Genomic DNA, 16,914 nt, shown 5'->3' with positions numbered 1-16,914 from the left:
ATGCCGCATGTGCTTCAAGACCGATTGCCCTTCCGCATCCTGAACATGCACGCCGTACAGATACTTGCAATGATCGTACGTTGCGCCGGCACCGATGCGGATCGTATGTTTGTTCTGTGCGGAGAGACCGCAGGAAAAGAACAATGGAAAAACCAAGAAGAACAGCCTTGTCGCTTTCATTCTGAAACGATTTCGATTTCCGATATCGATGAGGCCGCACCTCATCGGTTTTTCCGATCGCTTATTTCAGGTCGGTGATCTTCGAGAAGTCCTGGTCGCCGTAGTCGAGATTCTCGCCGCCCATGCCCCAGATGAAGGTGTAGTTGTGCGTGGCGGCGGCGCTGTGGATCGACCACTCGGGCGAGAGGACAGCTTGGTCGCCCTTCATCCAGATGTGGCGCGTCTCGTCGACCTCGCCCATCAGATGGCATACGGCATGCTCCTCGGGCACCTCGAAGTAGAAGTAGGCTTCCATGCGGCGCGAGTGGACGTGGGCCGGCATGGTGTTCCATACGCTGCCGGGCAGCAATTCGGTCATGCCCATCTGCAACTGGCATGTGGGCAGCACTTGGTTGACCAGCATCTTGTTGATGTTGCGGTCGTTCGAACCTTCGAGCGAACCCATGTGGGCCACCACGGCGTCGGCCTTGGTTACCTTGCGGTCGGGGTAAGTGCAGTGGGCCGTCGTGGAGTTGAAGTAGAATTTGGCGGGATGCTGCGGATCGACGCTCTCGAAAGTCACTTCGCGGTCGCCGGCACCCAGATAGAGTGCTTCTTTGAAGTCGAGTTCAAAGATCGTGTCGCCCGACTTCACGCGGCCTTTGCCGCCGACGTTGAAGATACCCATCTCGCGGCGCGTGAGGAAGTGGGGAGCCTTCAGCGGGTCGACCGCTTCGAGTGCGAGCGCTTCGTGCACCGGCATGGCGCCGCCCACGATCATGCGGTCGTACATCGAGTAGACCATGTTCACTTCGTCGGCTGCGAAGACCTTTTCGATCAGAAAATCGCGACGCAGACGGGTCGTGTCATAATGTTTGGCATCCTCGGGATGCGCAGCGTAGCGGATTTCGTAGTTGGTTTTCATGAATGTATGCAGTTTTTTGGGTTTGCGGTCGTTATTGCCGGACGCATGTTGCATTCCGACGCATCGGTTCGGCGCCGGCAATTTTACAAAGGTAACCAATTTCTGAGAAAAACGAAATGCTGGTATGCGATTTTTAGGGCGGGGCGGCAACCCCGGGGGGGGGCGGGCGCGACGGAGTATGCGGCATGGCGGCGGTGCGGCCTGCTCGGCGCGAGGAGACGAAAAAAAGCGGCTCCCGTCAGGAGCCGCTTTCGAATAGGATGCGTGACCGGAGTCAGTTCTGCACCATCATGAACCCGACCATGGCGCCGGTTTCTTCGACCCCTTGGGTGGGCACGAGCGCCACGAACGGGTAGTTGCCGTTGTATTCGGCGCGGGGCCAGGCCTTGCAATAGAACGTGCGGCCCTTGAAGAACCCGTCGAGCAGGCAGGTCGAATGTCCCTTGACGATGTTGGAGACGATGTGGTCTTCGCCGTAGACGTTGGTGTAGCTGTCGCCGAACGTATAGGAGCCGTCGGGATTCATCGTCAGCGGGTATTGGTAGACGCTCGAATAGACCCGGCTGGTGTCCAGCCCGGCCGAAGTGACCAGGTAGTAGCCGATCTCGACCCATGCGACGGGATTGGTGTAGAACTGCACGCCGATGTAGGAGACGTAGAGCGGCATCTCGGGGTCTCGGTAGAGGTTGGTCATCATCTGCTGGACGATGACGTAGAACTCGCTGTTCCATTCGGTCTGCGCATTGGAGGGGAACGAATAGAACACATTCGACAGATCGGTGTTGCGCAGTCCCATGTAGGAGGCGGGCGTCGAGGTGCTCCGGACGATGTCGACCAGCTCGTTGCCGATGACGGCCGAATAGCCCGTCGCGGTCTTGTCGAAACGCGTGATCTGCTGGTCGCCCAGCGTGAGCGGGGTTTCGAGGATCAGGTTGCCTGCGAAGTCGATGCGGCTGTTGACGATCGCGCTGTACGGTTCGCGGCGCTCCAGCCGGCAGATAGCCGTGCGGCGGCCGTTGGATGAGAGTTCGTAGCTTTTGCCCCCGTAATTGAAGGTCAGGAACTGCGGTTCATAGATCGGCGAGCCGTCGATGCAGTCCATCAGGGCGCCGGCCTGCACGGCCTGGTACTCTTCGAGGGTGGCTTCGGTCAGCGTGCCGCTCATGCCGTGCTTGAGGCCTTGCAACAGGAACTGCCCCTTGTCGTAGGAGAGGATTTCGTACTCGAAGTCGGCGATCATGCCGATGCCCGTCTCTCCTGCGCCGTTGGCCAGCGGATCGGGATCGGCGAAGATCGAGAGGTAGGAGTAGGTGTCGAACGAAAGCGTGGGACGCTGCTGGGCCTTGACGGCATAGGTGCTCGTGTAGGGGAGGGTGCGGAGCGCCCGATAGTATTCGACGTAATCGGTGTACATGGTCACTTCGCCGTTGTCGGCGAACCCCATCCAGAGCCGGTGCGTGCCGCCGCGGCCCGTGGCGACATCGGCCAGCCAGCCGTAGGGCGCCGAGCAGAGGAGCGTTTCGTATTCGGAGAGCTGCGCCGCGATGCGGCTGTCCACGCTGCCGATGGACGAATAATCTTCTTTCAGATCGCAAGCCGGGAAGCATGCCAGCGCACAAAGTACTGAAATATGGATGATTTTCTTCATGGTGTCGTGTTTTTATTGTTCGTCGGCCTGGCTGTAATCGATCCCTGCGTTTTGGGCGAGCACTTGGGCGATGGCTTCCTGCACTTCGCCGACCAGCCCTTTGTCTCCGCCCTCTACATCGAAGAACTGGATGCCCCAGACGGTTTTCATGTAGCTGCTCACGATCTGTACCTTGTTCTGCAAGCGTTCGAGACCTTTGGCCGCCCGGGCCGACAGGTCGCGGCGCATGGCGGCTTCTTCGGACGTCTCGTTGTCGCCGGCCGGCAGGTCGACGAGCGTTTGGAGCACCATGTAGCGATAGTCCAGCCATTCGGGGCCGTAGACCATGATGAGCGATACGATCTCGACGAAATCTTCGTCGGCGCCCGACATGGAGTAGGACGAGAGGAACCCGTCGAGCAGCGCGTTGAGTTCCGAGACGTTGTACCAGCCCGTGGGGTTGTAGCTGCCGGCGCAGATGCTCTTGAAGCTGCTGTCGTAGCTGCGGGTCTGGTGGAGGATGTGGGCGAATTCGTGTTCGATGGTGTGCAGCAGGCGCTTGAGCCACTCCTCGTTGGAGGGGTTGAAGTTGTTGCAGTCGAACAGCGTGATCTTGTTGGCGCCTTCGGCCTGGCCCAGGGTCAGGTTGCCCTGTTCGTCGTACTCGGGGCTGCCCACCAGCACGATGTTCTTGGGCGTGGTCTGCTTGACGAAAGTTACCCCGGCGGTCTTTTCGTAGGGGGCGAACCATACGTCGTGGATCATCTGCATCATGGGTTTGACCAGGTTGCGGTGCACGGGCACGAGCTGCGCCGTGGTCGAGACCTCATAGGTGCTCCATCTGTACTTCACGTTGATGTTGTAGGGCGTCACATAGTTGTCGTGCAGCCATTCGTCCAGTTCGGTCTGCCGGTCGTTGCCGCCCAGACCGAAGATGGCGTCGTCTACATGGAGTGCGTCTTCCTGCTGGCAGGCGACGCTGCCGATGCCGAGCAAAAGCAGCAGCGGGAGAAAATATCGGTTGAGTTTCATGTTTCGTAGCATTGTTAGTTCCATACGTCGTCGACGTTCTGACGTTCGTTCTTTTCGACGCCCGAGAGCAGGGCCGATTCGGGGATTTGCAGCACGCGGCGTCCGTCGCCCGGAGCCAGCGTGTTCGAAGCGCCCGAGGCCAGCGTGTGCTTTACGGGAATGTTCCAGCGGCGGATGTCGTACCAGCGCAGTCCCTCTTGCCAGAACTCCAGGTTGCGGTAGCGCAGCAGCAGGATGACGAGTGCCTTCTTGATCTCGGGCCACGACGCGGTGTCGTTGTACTGGTTGATGAATCCGTTGACGGTGCGGTCGGAGATTGTGGCTTCCAGGGCGCGGTCGCGCGAGAGATAGAAGTTCTTCGGATCGTAGACCCGGCCCGAATCGGAGGTGGCGTCGCGTACGATGCGCTGCGAAAGGTAGACGTTCATGTCGGCGATGGCCTTGTCGAAGTCGTCGGTCATCACGTAGGCTTCGGCCCGGTTGAGCAGCAGTTCTTCCATGCGCAGCAGCGGCATGACGGAGTAGGGGATGCCGCTGGTGGCCGACACGGAGGACTTGTAAAGGTCGTAGTCGAGTTTGGGCAGGAACAGCATGTCCGAACCGTAGAAGCAGCCCAGGAAGATCCAGTCGCCGCCGCTCGTGCCGCTATCGGCGAAGAGCATCGACCGGGCATCGTTGAGCGAGAGTCCGAAGCGCGAATAGTAGCGGTAGTTGAGCAGTCCCAGCGAAGTGAACTGTTCGCTTTGGAGCAGGTTGGCCGCCGTCGAAGAGCTGGCATAGGCACCCATGATGCCGGTGGCGGTGCTCATGCTCGTATAGGAGGAGATGAACGGGTGGAAGTTGCCTGCCGCGAACGCGATGGCGTTGTCTGCGGGGCTGACGTTCTTCACGGGCGTGCCGTCGGCATTCTTCAGGGCGGTGCCTGCGGGTGTAAGGATGTCGTCGAACTGCGACGGCACGGGGAAGACCATGTCGGCATACTTGATGACGTTGCCGTAGTCGCCCTTGAGCAGGTAGAAGCGCGTGGCGAAGGCGCAGGCCGAGGCGATGCCGAAGTGGTACTTCGGGGCGTGGAATCCTGCGCCGTCGGTCATCAGCGGCATGCCGGCCTGGATGTCCTGGTCGATCTTTGCGTAGGTGTCGGCCACGGTTTCGCGCCGGTAGGTCACGATCGGACGTTCCTCGGGTTCGGTAACATAGGGAATGCCGGGATGGAGCGCCGCGGTGGTAGGGTTGTAAAGCTCCGAGAAGAGCGACACGAGATAGAAATGCGAGAAGGCTCGGGCCATGAGCGCTTCGCCCCGGGCGGCGCGGCCTTCGGTTTCGGGCAGATCGTCCAGTGCGTGCAGCGCATGGTTGGCATGGGCGACGGCTTCGTAGCAGGCCGTCCAGAATGCTTCTTCGGTGTCGTTGCCGTTGGGCTGGATACTCTCCGACCAGGTAAACTCCTCGCCGGCGAACTGCACCAGCGAAATAGGCTGTCCGCCGGTCTGCGTCATGCCGAAATCGGTAATGTTGTCGCAGCGGTAGTGCACCAGGGCGGCGAACGAACGCTGCGGATAGGCCGAGACGAGCAGCGCCTCGACCTTGTCGACCTTGTCGAGCTGCGTGCGCTCGTCGGGCACCGTGTCGAGGAACTCGGAGCAGCCGCCCAGCGGCAGCGCGGCGGCCAGTGCGATGGAAATGCTGTAAATTATGTTTTTCATGATGGGAACCGTTTTAGAATGCCAGATCGAGCGAAAGGATGAACTGCCGTTGGATGGGCTGTGCGACGCCGCCCGTGTTGACGAACTCGGGATCTTGGCCGTTGAGCTTCTTGTCGGCATAGAGCAGACAGACGTTCTTGACCGAGAAGCGCAGCGTGGCGCTCGAAATGAACGTGGTGGCCGTCATCCACTTCTTGGGCAGGTCGTAGCTCAGCGAGAGGGATTTCAGCCGGATGAAATCGCCCTTGGCGACCCGCGCGGTGGAGTAGTTGTAGGAGTTGTAGGGGTAGATGCCCACCAGTTGTTTGAGCGTTTCGTTGTCGGCGATCGAGGGGATGTCGGTGCGGTTTTCGTCGCCGGGCAGCGTCCAGCGGGCGAACATCTCGCGCGGCATGGCCTGCGTGTCGTCGTAGCTGTTGGCGAACGAGGGGGCGAGGCGCACGACGTTGCCGGCCTGGAACGTGAAGAACAGGTTGAGCGAGAGTCCCTTGTAGGTAAAGGTATTGTTGAATCCTCCGGTATATTTCGGGTCGATCGGCCCTTCGTATTTCAGGTAGTTCGTGTCGGTGCTCTGGAAGTCGGCCGTGAAGGTCTTCGTGCCGTCGGGGCCGTAGAACATCGGCAGACCCGTGGCGGGATCGAGACCTGCGAACGGGATAGAAAAGAGCGAGTTGACCGGATAGCCTTGCTTGTTGCCGCCTGTGGAGCGGGTCAGCCCCATGATGTTGTTCTCATAGTCGGAACGGGTAATCTTGTTGTGCGAGTATCCGAACGTGAGGTTGGTCGTCCAGCGGAAATCCTTGTAGACGACCGGTCGGGCGCCGAACGAAATGTCGTAACCCGAGGCCCGCAGGTCGGCGACGTTGGCATACTTGTACAACTCGCCGCCGATGCCGGAACTCTTGATGACGGAGATCAGGTCGAACGAGTTGCGGATGAAGTAGTCGAACGAGAAGTCCAAACGCCCGCTGAAGAGCGAGAAATCGAATCCGACGTTGGTCTGGTAGCTCTTTTCCCAGGTAAGTTCCTGATTGGCGAGCTGGTCGATGACGATCGACGATTCGATGTCGGTGCCCGGGCGCGTGGTGCTGGTGTTGATGTAGACGGCCGTGGCGTTGGAGATGGGCGGCATGGAGGCCGTCAGGCCGTAGCTGGCCCGCACCGAGAAGTAGTCGAGCCAGCCGGCGCAGGGTTCCATGAAGCGTTCGCGGCCCAGGTTCCATTTGGCGCTGAGGTTCCAGGTGGGCAGCCACCGCGACCCCGACGCCGTGCCGAGGTTGTTCGATCCGTCGTAGCGCAGCGTGCCCGAAATGGAGTAGCGCTTGTCGAACGTGTAGTCGAAGTTGCCGTAGAAGGCGGCGAAACGGTCGTAGGTAAGCGAACGGCTGTAATAGGGGAAGTTCGACTCGATCATCTGCTTGAGGATGCGGTAATCGACGTTTACCGTGCCGCCCATGTCGTACATGAAGCCGTAGCCCGTGTTGGTGTTGTAGGTGCGGTCGGTGTATTTTACCTGCTGGCCCACGAGCACGTTGAGATCATGCTTGTCGTTCCACGATTTATTGTAGCTCAGAGAATTACGGATGTCGTAGTTGATGAGCTTGTTTTCCGTCGTGTTGTAGAAGCCGCCGAACGGCAGCACTACGACCGGTTCGGAATCGGGATCGTCCGGATCGCGGTAAAGGTAGGGGTTGTTCTCCCGGACGGTCGAGTTGCCGGCAGCGCGGTAGGCGTTGGCCATGTTCGAGTTTTCGTGGATTTCGTGCGTCTGCTTGGACTTCACGTAGCGCACGGCACCTGTGAAGTTGTAGCGCAGCCCCTCGATGATCTTGTAGGTAAATTCGGCCTGGGCCTTGACGTCGATCACGTCGAGGTCTATTTTATTGTATTCCAGTTCGTCCAGGATGTTGAAGGGGGCATAGTTGAGCTGGTAGTACTCTTTTTGCCCCTGCTCGTCGTAGGGGCGCAGGGCGCGGCTGGTGTTGAGCGCATAGCTGAACGGGTTGATGTCGAAGTTGCGCGAAATGGTGCCGGTCACGCGGTTGGTCTCCTGCGAGAGCGAGCCGGGCGCGCGCTGCGAGCGCACCGAACCTTGGGCCAGCACCGAAAGTTCGAATTTTTTGGAGAGGATGAAGTCGCTGCGCAGGTTGGCGGTGTAGCGGTTTACCTTGTCGGCTACCGTCCATCCCGGATCGTTGAGGAAGCCCACCGACGCATAGGTCTTGACATATTTGGAGCCGGCGCTCACGCTTACCGTGTGCTCGTTCATGAGACTGTGACGGAAGAGCAGGCCGAACCAGTCGGTGTTGGCTTGTGCATGGCTCAGCAGGAAGTCGTGACGCGCTTGGTAGGTGTTGTCCAGCAGGAACTTGCCCGTAGCCGGGTCGTAGGTCTGCATGCGGTTGTACATCATGCCGTAGACGCCCCATGCCGCGTTGTTCACGATGTCGGGTTTCAGCATTCCCTTGCGCTCCATTTCGGCATAGATGGACATCTGGTCGGCGGAGTTCATGATGTTGTATTGATCGTAGGCAGGGATCGAGCGGATGGTGTAGTTGCCCGAATAGCGTACGACGGGACGTCCTTCCTGTCCGCGCTTGGTCGTGATGACGATCACGCCGTTCATGGCACGTGCGCCGTAGAGCGCCGTCGCGGCGGCGTCTTTGAGGATGTCGATGCTTTCGATATCGTTGGTGTTGATGCCTGCGACCGACGAACCCAGCAGCGTCGTGGGGTCGCCGCTGGCCAGCTGGTCGTTGGAGATGTTGACCACATCTTCCAGCACCACGCCGTCCACGACCCAGAGCGGCTTGTTCTCGCCGCTGATCGACGTCACGCCGCGCACGCGTACCTTGGGCGCCGCGCCGAACGTGCCCGAGACGTTCTGGATCTGCACGCCTGCGGCCTTGCCTTCGAGCATGCGGCTGATGTCGGTTTCGCCGCTCATCTGCAAGTCATCGGTCTTCAACTTGACGGACGAGCCGGTAAAGGTCGATTTCTTGAGCGTCTGGAAGCCGGTAACGACCACTTCGTCGATGCCCAGGCTCTCTTTGGCCAGGGCGATCAGCAGATCGGTGCGGGCGCCGAGTTCGACGGTCTGCGCCGTGTAGCCCAGCATACTGACGTAGAGACTTCCGGTCGATGCGGGTACCGTGAGTTTGAACGTGCCTTCATTGTCGGTCGTCGTGCCCAGCGAGGTGCCCGGTACGGAGACCGTGGCGAAGCTCACGGGCGACGAGTCGGCATCGTCTACGACGACGCCTGTTATCGTGCGGTTCTGTGCCTGGGTGTTGCCGAAACAGCACAAAGCAAGAAGCGCAGCCAGGAAAAAGTGTATTTTTATTTTCATAAGGTTTGTGAAGCAGGTCGTCGTCACAGCGGGACGATGGGACGTGTCCCGCTGTGGCGGCGACGGATGGGTGGTTGAATCTTGTCTGCGTCAGGCGTTTATTCTTTTACACAGCGCACCGAGCATCCCGAAGGACGGTAGAGCGACCACATGGATTCGAAGATGCTCTCGCCGGCCATGGCGTTGACGCCCATGAGCGAATGCTGCCAGACGGCGTAGACCAAGGTCTTCGAGATCGGAGTGCCCAGAAGCAGATTTTGGCCCGATCCGTATTCGAACAAACGGCCGTTGTAGGCATTGATGCGGCCCGAGCAGTTGGAGAAGAACTCCGTGCTGTTGTCCCAGCAGACGACGCCCTGCCGCGGGAAGCGGTTGTAGTAGCCCAGGTAGTCGGTGTTGCCTTCGCCCGGATTGGCGGGGTCGAACCACGACGGTTCCCACACTTCGCGGGGGGTCAGCGACTCGAACGTGCGGGTGTCGCCCGGCACGCGCCAGCCCGGAGGACACGGGTCGAAGATCGTTTTGCGGGTCGTATTGTTGGCGTCGCGCCACAAGTTGTCATTGTTGTTGTCGGGCTGGAGCCAGTCGGTCTGGGAGATGCCTTCCATGTAGAAGAATACCGTGGGGCTTTGGATCGCCTTGGCCAGGCTCACAGGTGCCGGCTGCTTGGTAGAGATGATGTGGTCGGTGGCTCCCGGCACGGACTCGTCCGTGGCGTATCCGTCGGCCGGAATCTCCTGGTCGTCGGGCAGAACGGCATAGAACGGGTCTTTGCGGCCCCATTGGTAGTACATGCCGGTCGAGGCCCGCAGGTCGGAGGGGTTGCAGGCCTTGGCGCCCAGGTCGCGATCCATGATGACGGCCTGTCCGCCGTCGAGGGGTACGTTGGCCGCAAGGCTGGTAAAATGGTGGACGTAACCGCCCGGTACGGCCGTTCGGCCCGGGTCGCCCGAAACGTTGGGAATCGGGCCGTCGGTGCCTCCGCCCGGTGCGTAGTCGGTAACCCAGATATGCCAGCTCCAGAGCGCCTTGGCCGTTTTCGGGTCGATGTCGTTGCCCTGCGTGGCATCGAACAGCCCGATGAGCGCGCTGCCGACCTTGCCGGAGGCCGGTTTGAGGATGAAATATCCGTTGGGATCGGTGCCCTCGGCCGTGGTAATGGCTACGAGGTCGTCGTCGGTCTCCCAGATGGTTTTGGCCACCCATTTTTTGACGGCGCCATCGTTCTTGCCGTCGTCGATGGCGTAGCGGTTGTTGCCGTAGACGTTGATCCAGAAGTCGTTGACTCGGCTTACAGGGATAGCCATCGGGATACTGCGGGTGGGTGCGAGCATGTAACAGTTGGCCGGCTCCTGGATGTCGAGCGATGCGTCGGCATCGGTTTTCGTCAGGCGCTTGTCGTTCTCGGCGTCGAAGTCGAGATGCAGTTCCTGGTGGTAGACGTTGCCGCGTGCCACGTCGAAATTGTCGGTGTCGTTGTTGCCGTAGAACGACGAGAAGGTGGCTGTCGTGCGGATGTTGTTCTGTTCCTTGGTGGCTACGATTTCGAGGTAGGTGCCCTTCTTGGTCGTGATGCGATCCTGCGGCGATGCGATGCCCGGCTCGGTGCCTTGCAGGTTCTCGCTTGCATAGCAGACTACGGGCATCTCAGCCGCGTTCGTCAGGAGGTCGCCCGACGAGAATCCGTCCGGTTCGGCGCCGGTTTCGAGCAGGCGGATCGGCGATGCGATGTTCTTGATCTGCATCGACTTGATCGTGTAGCCCGGGGTTATCGAAGCGATGCTGAACGATATTTTGGCGGCGATCCACTTGAGCGGCAGTTCGATCTGCTGGCCCTGCCGGTCGATCGTGAGCTGGCGGACGCCCGAATAGGGTACCTGCGAGTCGTCGGCAATGCGGTTGGGATAGGCCTTGCCGCAGAAGTCGGCATAGGGAGTGCCGAGCTGGTAGACCGTGCCGTCGTCGACGCCTGCGATCACGGCCACATATACGTCGTTGCCCGCCTCAAGTTCGACTTCGAGGGGCTGGGTCGTGTCGTGGTAGCGCTCCTTGCGGCATATCTTGTTATTGCCTGCGGCGTCCCATTGGAGGATCCAGACGTTGTTGAGGGTGGGCGAGGCTGCGGCGGGCGCAAGTGCCAGTTGCAGCGTCACGTTCGTTTTCTCGCCGGCAGGAACTGCGCCTGCGCCGTCGTCGGACGACGTGCAGGCGGCTGCGGATAACGCTGCAACCGTTGCACACGCCCAGACTTTGAAGGTATGGATGATATTCATGGTATATCGGGTTTGGAAAGAAAGATCAGTTCTTGATTTCGAGTACGCAGCGCACGGGCATCGCTACACTCATGGAGGAATTGGAGCCTATGCCGTCGTTGACGCACAGGTAGAGATCGTAGCGGTTGTCGCTATCCTCCGTGGCGTCGTAGGCCTGCATGCGGTAGGCTGCGCCCTTGTTGCCGTTGAGCAGGTTGCACCACCATTTGCCCCAGCTTTTGTATTCCTGCACTTTTTTGCCGTTGATGTAGCCGCCGGCAGGGAACCATATCTGCAAGTCGTTGTGCCAGAATAAATAGCCGTTGTCGAATGCGTCGGCCGCTTCCTGCGCCGTGGCATAGCCGAGCGATTCGCATTTTTTCAGATTGGGTTGCGACCAGATGGACGAGGCAGTCCAAGAATTGGTGGAGGAACCCACGGTAAACGGATTGTAGGCATTGCCGTTGGGCAGCATCCATCCTGCGGGACACGGGTCGTAGATCGACTTGACGGGAGTGTAGTTCGACCCCTCGTTCCATAGTTTGGTGTCGTTGGTGTTCAGCCAGTTGCCGATGCCGCAGATGAACTTCGTGGGATTCTGTACGGCAAAGGCGAGGGTTTGTTTATCCTCCACGCTGAAGTCGATGCCCGAGGCGTCGCCGTTCGGGGCGCTGAAGGGGTCTTTGCGGCCCCACTGGTAGTAGAGACCCACGGTCTTGTCGAACTGCGCCTTGTCGATGCTCGTGGCGCCCAGGTTGCGGTCCATGATGGTCTCGCCGTTGGTCAGAATGCCGAAGTTGCTGGTGCTGGTAAGGCTGTTGTACTGGTAGATCTTGCCGTTGGCGACCGGGAAAGCTATGCGGCGGGCATAGCTGTTGGGCGTGCTCGCCCCGGGCTGGTTGGGGTAGATTTCCATCGACGGGTCGAACTCGGGCAGGGCCACCCAATTGCCGTCGCCGGGGTTGTAGGCCGTGACCCAGATATGCCAGCTCCAGAGCGGCGAGGCGGTAGCCACGTCGATGTCGCTGCCGGCGGTGGCGTCGTAGATGCCTATCACGACATTGCCTTCGGCGCCCGTTCCGGCGGGTTTCACGATGAAGTATTCATCGGCTTCGGCGCCTTCGGACTTCTCGAAAGCAATCAGTTCGTTGCTGCTGTCCGACCAGATGACTTTTACGGCCCACTTCTGAATGGGCGAGTCGTTCTCGCCGTCGTAGAGTTCGTTGCGGCTGTCGACCGACTTCCAGAACGTGTTGACGCGGCTCACAGGAATGGCCAGTGCATGGGCTGCATCGGGCGTAAGCATGTAGCAGTTGCTTTCGGGCTGCCGGTAGGGCGCCGCGATGGCATCGACATCGGCACGATGGTCGGTTTCGTCCTCCATGCGGAGGTTGCCTACGAAAGAATAGCGCTTATTGCGCAGGAGGTTGAAATCGTTGGTGTTGTTTTCGCCGAGGAACATTTTCCACGACACCTTGTAGGACATGGCGATTTCCGGTGCCTCGTAAGCGCCTTTGACTTCGACGTAGGTCGCCGGTTTGTCGGTCATCTTGTCCTTGGCATTGGTAATGGTTTCGTCTACGCCTTGGAGGTTTTCGGGGATGATGTAGGTATAGGTGTCGCCGAGGTTGTCGACGATGATCTCTTTGTCTTCCACGTCTTCAGCGGAGACGGGAGCGCCCGAGATGAAATGGAATTTCTTCGGGACGTTGCGGAGCTGGTAGGAGGAAACTTCATAGGGCGTGGTCGGGTCGGGAATGTAGGCGATCTTGATTTCCGAGCCGATGTGTTCCAGGACAAGTTCTTTGCTTGAGAAGTTGGCGAAGCAGATGTCGACTTGGGCATGGGCCGAGTAGGGAAGCGATTCCAGCGTAACGGATTCCCCCCCCCAATGCGTAGCCTTGAGTTCGTCGAGCGACAGCCCCTCGAACGAGGTCTCGCCGGCTCCGGCGATGGCATAGAGGTCGACGCCCGTGCCGGCGATCAGGTCGACCTTGATTTCTTCGCCCAAAGCGTAGCTGCCGATCTTCTTCGCGGCCAGGCAGGTGCCGTCGGTGCCGTATTCCAGAATCCAGAGGTCGTCGACCGAACGTTCGGCACGCGGCTGTGCAGCATAGGTGTGCACCGAGTTGTCGGTGGCGCGCATGCCGATCGAAAGGCTTGCTTCTACGGGATCGCCGGCTTGGACGGGTGCGCCGTTGTCGACAACGGTCGGCGGTTCGGGACACTGGTGCGTGTCGTCGTTCTCGCATGCGGCGGCGATCAGGGCCACGACGCAAAAGCCCCGGAGGGCCATGCTCTTCAGGTTGAGACAGAAGTTGCTCATACGCTTGGGTTTAAGGGTTAAAGATAGGGTTGTTCCGGTTTGGAAACCTGCGGACGGAATGCGGAAACGATGCGTTGCTGCGGGTCTGCAAACTCAACCGGTCAAGGGCAAAGTTAACCGATAAATGGTATTGTCGTAGCGATTTTTTGGATTATTTTTCGAACTTTTTGAAATAGCTTTCAGTCTGTTAGCGATATTTTGGAAACGATTATGAATATGCTGTTTGTGCTCGAATTCTGTTTCGATTTGCAATCGGGTTTAACGATTAAACAGCATACCTTTGGATCTATTTTGATCCTGTTGGCTGTAATGCGTTGATTTATTGGTAGATTCTGCTCAATACAATAGGTAGGAGCCTATATAACATAGGTGTATTGTCGCAAATTGGATGTTGCGGTCGCAAAAGATGCAGAAAATGCGTATGGCCGACCGTCTTGTGCGGTGCGTTACGGAGAACGGTCAGAGGAAAGGCAGAAGGAAGACAGAGGAAAGCAGGCGGTCGGATAAATGGAACCGGATAGAAGTCCGCGCCTTTTTGCTTGCTATCGGATCGAATTCATGCGGATGCTGGCCTTGACCAGAGCAATGGCCCGGATGCGGTCGAGAGCCACATCCTTGTCGGCATGGTGGGGGTTCTGACTTACCAGTTTGACGTAGCCTTCGCGTTCGGATTTCTGAATGTATTTTACCGTCACGTATTCTTCGCCGTCGATGTCGATCGACAGCAGATACATGTCGCCCCAGAAGATGTCGTTGATGTCGTGCAGCTGCTTGTACAGCACGATGTCGCCGCTTTTGAGCAGCGGGTACATCGAGTCGCCCACGATGTAGATCGCGCCGTCGCATTTGGGCAGGTTGGGGATGTGTATGAAGTTCAGCGGTTTGGTGTGTGCCTGGTCGGCGAAGAGCGGCACCAGTCCCGCCGTGCCTTCGATCGAGTAGAGCGGCACGCTCTGCATGGGCAGCGAGTTGTCGGTGCGGTGCATGTAGGCCGTCAGGTCAGGTTCGGCGTTGAACATCGCGCCGCGTCCGGTTTCGAGCCACTCGGGGTTTACGTTCAAATCTTGAACCAGGATGTTGCGGTTGCGTGCCGAGAGCTTGGCTTTGCCCGTCTCGATCATCGAAAGGGCCGCCTTGCCGATGCCAAGACGTTGGGCCAGTTGTTCTTGCGTCATGCCGAGTTGCTTGCGTATCGATTTTACCCGTTCGTTCATGATTGTCCTATCGAAAAAAATTATAGTAAAAAAAAGCTGCGCGGCGATTGAAAATTCAATATTTGAACTTATCTTTGTCCTGCAAAGTTAAGCAATTTATTTTTGCATGCCAAGTTTTTCTGAAAAAATCCTTTAATTATCAGTCATGTATTCGGTTTCATCTGAACTTTACGGGCAGGTCGCGGCGTCGCTCGCGGAGGCCATCGGCGCAAGCAACTATTTTTCGGGATCGGTCGATGCGGCGGCCGACGGCGTGGCGTGGCGCTTGACGGCTTCGGTAATCGTCTATCGTCGCCGTGTGTCGCTGCCTGAAGGCGAGGAGGATGCGATCGTCGATCTGGTACCCGTGTGGTGGGAGTTCCACACCGTAGCGCCCGACGGCGAAATGCTCAACGACTTTTCGTTCGACGATCTTCGGAATGTAATAAGGAATTCGTGATCCGTAATACGCTCCGTTGACAGGAACGCGGCTGTCCGGAGCAATCCGTCTTCCCCAAAACCGCAGTCCGTCTTTTCGAAGAGCCGCCTTTCTGTCTTTTCCTTTCTTTGTGTTTCGGTTTCTTTCCCGCCTGGGGCGCGGCGCCGCCCGCCGGAACCGTCTTTTGTCGAACCCGCCTGTCGCGGCGCCGCGCAAGGGGTTCAAAAATCGATCCTTTTCAATAGGCCGAGTGCTGTGCCGATCTCGTTCGGACTATGCACAGGTCGGAAAGGTGCATGAAATAAACATTGCCATGAAATCAAAAACCGATTTTTCCTCTGCGGGAAGCGCTCCCGCAGAGGTTTTTGTTCCCGTGCCGAATGCGCCGAGCATGGTGCGTACGGACTTTCCCGAGCCTTCGAAATCTCCCGATCTTTCGGCCGCCGTGCTGTCGTTCTCCGATTTTGCATCGGAGGTCTATCCCTTTTTGGAGTTGCAGGTTTTCCACCGTACTTATTATAGGTTGTTGGAGGCTTTCGCCCGGGGGCGCGTGCGGCGGTTGATCGTTACCATGCCGCCCCAGCACGGCAAGAGCGTCGGCGCTACGACCTTGCTGCCTGCCTATGTGTTGGGTCTCGATCCCGATTGCCGCGTGGCCATAGCTTCCTATTCGGGGGCCTTGGCGTCGAAGTTCAACCGGCGGGTGCAGCGCATTCTCGAATCGCGCGAATATGGCGGCATCTTCCCCGCAACCACCATCAAGCGCGGTTCCAAGCCACCAAGTTACATTCGTACGGCCGACGAGGTGGAGATCATCGGCCGCCGGGGCGGTCTGTTGTCGGTGGGCCGCGAGGGGTCGCTCACGGGCAACCGGGTCGACTGCTTCATTCTCGACGACCTCTATAAGGATGCTTTGGAGGCTAATTCGCCGCTCATCCGTGCCAATTGTTGGGAGTGGTACACTTCGGTCGTGCGGACTCGCATGCACAACGCTTCGCGCGAGTTGATCGTCTTTACGCGTTGGCACGAGGAAGATTTGATCGGCACGATCATGGCGCGCGAGCCGGTCAGGGAGTTCGTTTCGTGGGCGCAGCTCGACACGTTGGCCGACGACGAGTGGGTGCATCTCAACTTCGAGGCCGTCAAGGCGTCGCCCCGCTCCGAAATCGACCCGCGGGCACCGGGCGAGGCGCTGTGGGAGGCGCAGCACGGCGCGGCGTTGCTGGCGGCCAAGCGGCGGCTCGATCCTTTGCAGTTCGAAGCCATGTACCAAGGGCACCCTTCGGCCCGCGAGGGGTTGCTCTACGGGGCCAACTTCGCCGAGTACGACGCGCTGCCCCGCGAGATCGTCCGCTACGGCAACTATACCGACACGGCCGACACGGGCGACGATTATCTGTGTTCGCTCTCTTATGCGGTCGATGTCGACGGAACGATCTATTTGACCGACGCCGTCTACTCGCGCGAGCCGATGGAGGTTACCGAGCGGGCGGTGGCCGAGATGCTGGTACGTTCGGGCACGCGGCAGGCCGCCGTCGAGAGCAATAACGGCGGGCGGGGTTTCGCGCGGGCCGTGCAGCGGCTGGCGCCCGACGTGCGCATCGAGTGGTTCCACCAGCACGGCAACAAGGAGGCCCGCATCCTCTCCAATGCAGCCACGGCGTTGCATCTGCTGCGCTTTCCGCGGGGTTGGAACCTCCGCTGGCCCGAACTCTACGCCCACCTGACTACCTACCGGCGGCAGTTCCGCGCCAACCGTTGGCACGATGCGGCCGACGTGCTGACGGGCATCGTCGAGCGCGAGGCTTCCGACGAGGGACGGCGAAAACTATGCGGAGTGCGGTTTTTGTAAAATTGTTCCCGATTTCCGAATTATTCGTCTTAAAATGCCTATATTTGCCCGTTA

General features: G+C 59.0%; 10 protein-coding genes. 2 read left to right on the top strand and 8 right to left on the bottom strand.

Annotated elements, in window-relative coordinates; translation table 11 throughout:
* Positions 1-241: 241 nt before the first annotated feature.
* The 8 genes from kduI to QZ298_RS01590 all read right to left on the bottom strand — a co-directional run bounded on the left by kduI (position 242) and on the right by QZ298_RS01590 (position 14,590).
* On the bottom strand, positions 242-1,084 hold the full coding sequence (kduI, locus tag QZ298_RS01625) for a 5-dehydro-4-deoxy-D-glucuronate isomerase (protein WP_296004988.1): 843 nt from the start codon (positions 1,082-1,084) through the stop codon (positions 242-244).
* A 274-nt stretch (positions 1,085-1,358) separates the two neighbouring features.
* Entirely contained in the window at positions 1,359-2,732 is a 1,374-nt protein-coding gene (locus QZ298_RS01620) for a DUF4302 domain-containing protein (protein ID WP_296004987.1), read from the bottom strand.
* Positions 2,733-2,744: 12 nt separating this feature from the next.
* A complete protein-coding gene (locus tag QZ298_RS01615) occupies positions 2,745-3,743 on the bottom strand; it encodes a putative zinc-binding metallopeptidase (RefSeq protein WP_296004986.1) in 999 nt (332 codons plus the stop codon).
* A 14-nt stretch (positions 3,744-3,757) separates the two neighbouring features.
* A complete protein-coding gene (locus tag QZ298_RS01610; RefSeq protein WP_296004985.1) occupies positions 3,758-5,449 on the bottom strand; it encodes a RagB/SusD family nutrient uptake outer membrane protein in 1,692 nt (563 codons plus the stop codon).
* Between the two features lie 13 nt (positions 5,450-5,462).
* Positions 5,463-8,798 (bottom strand): SusC/RagA family TonB-linked outer membrane protein, encoded by a 3,336-nt coding sequence (locus QZ298_RS01605; RefSeq protein WP_296004984.1) that lies wholly within the window; start codon positions 8,796-8,798, stop codon positions 5,463-5,465.
* 98 nt (positions 8,799-8,896) lie between these two features.
* The gene (locus QZ298_RS01600) at positions 8,897-11,071 is read right to left on the bottom strand and encodes a hypothetical protein (RefSeq protein ID WP_296004983.1); all 2,175 of its coding nucleotides are present in this window, start codon (positions 11,069-11,071) and stop codon (positions 8,897-8,899) included.
* A 25-nt stretch (positions 11,072-11,096) separates the two neighbouring features.
* Positions 11,097-13,376, bottom strand: coding sequence for a DUF4906 domain-containing protein (locus QZ298_RS01595; RefSeq protein ID WP_296004982.1), 2,280 nt, complete (start codon positions 13,374-13,376; stop codon positions 11,097-11,099).
* 542 nt (positions 13,377-13,918) lie between these two features.
* Positions 13,919-14,590: an XRE family transcriptional regulator gene (locus QZ298_RS01590; RefSeq protein WP_296004980.1), complete on the bottom strand. Its 672-nt coding sequence runs from the start codon at positions 14,588-14,590 to the stop codon at positions 13,919-13,921.
* 145 nt (positions 14,591-14,735) lie between these two features.
* On the opposite strand from QZ298_RS01590, the gene QZ298_RS01585 reads away from it, so the two are divergent.
* Entirely contained in the window at positions 14,736-15,029 is a 294-nt protein-coding gene (locus QZ298_RS01585; protein ID WP_296004979.1) for a hypothetical protein, read from the top strand.
* A gap of 370 nt (positions 15,030-15,399) precedes the next feature.
* Complete coding sequence (terL, locus tag QZ298_RS01580) at positions 15,400-16,860, top strand: phage terminase large subunit (RefSeq protein WP_296004977.1); 1,461 nt, start codon at positions 15,400-15,402, stop codon at positions 16,858-16,860.
* Positions 16,861-16,914: the final 54 nt, after the last annotated feature.

It is taken from the genome of uncultured Alistipes sp. (assembly GCF_910580175.1).
Lineage (GTDB): Bacteria > Bacteroidota > Bacteroidia > Bacteroidales > Rikenellaceae > Alistipes.
The sequence above is the reverse complement of the archived record's forward strand: the minus strand, read 5'-3'. Positions and strand labels throughout refer to the sequence as shown.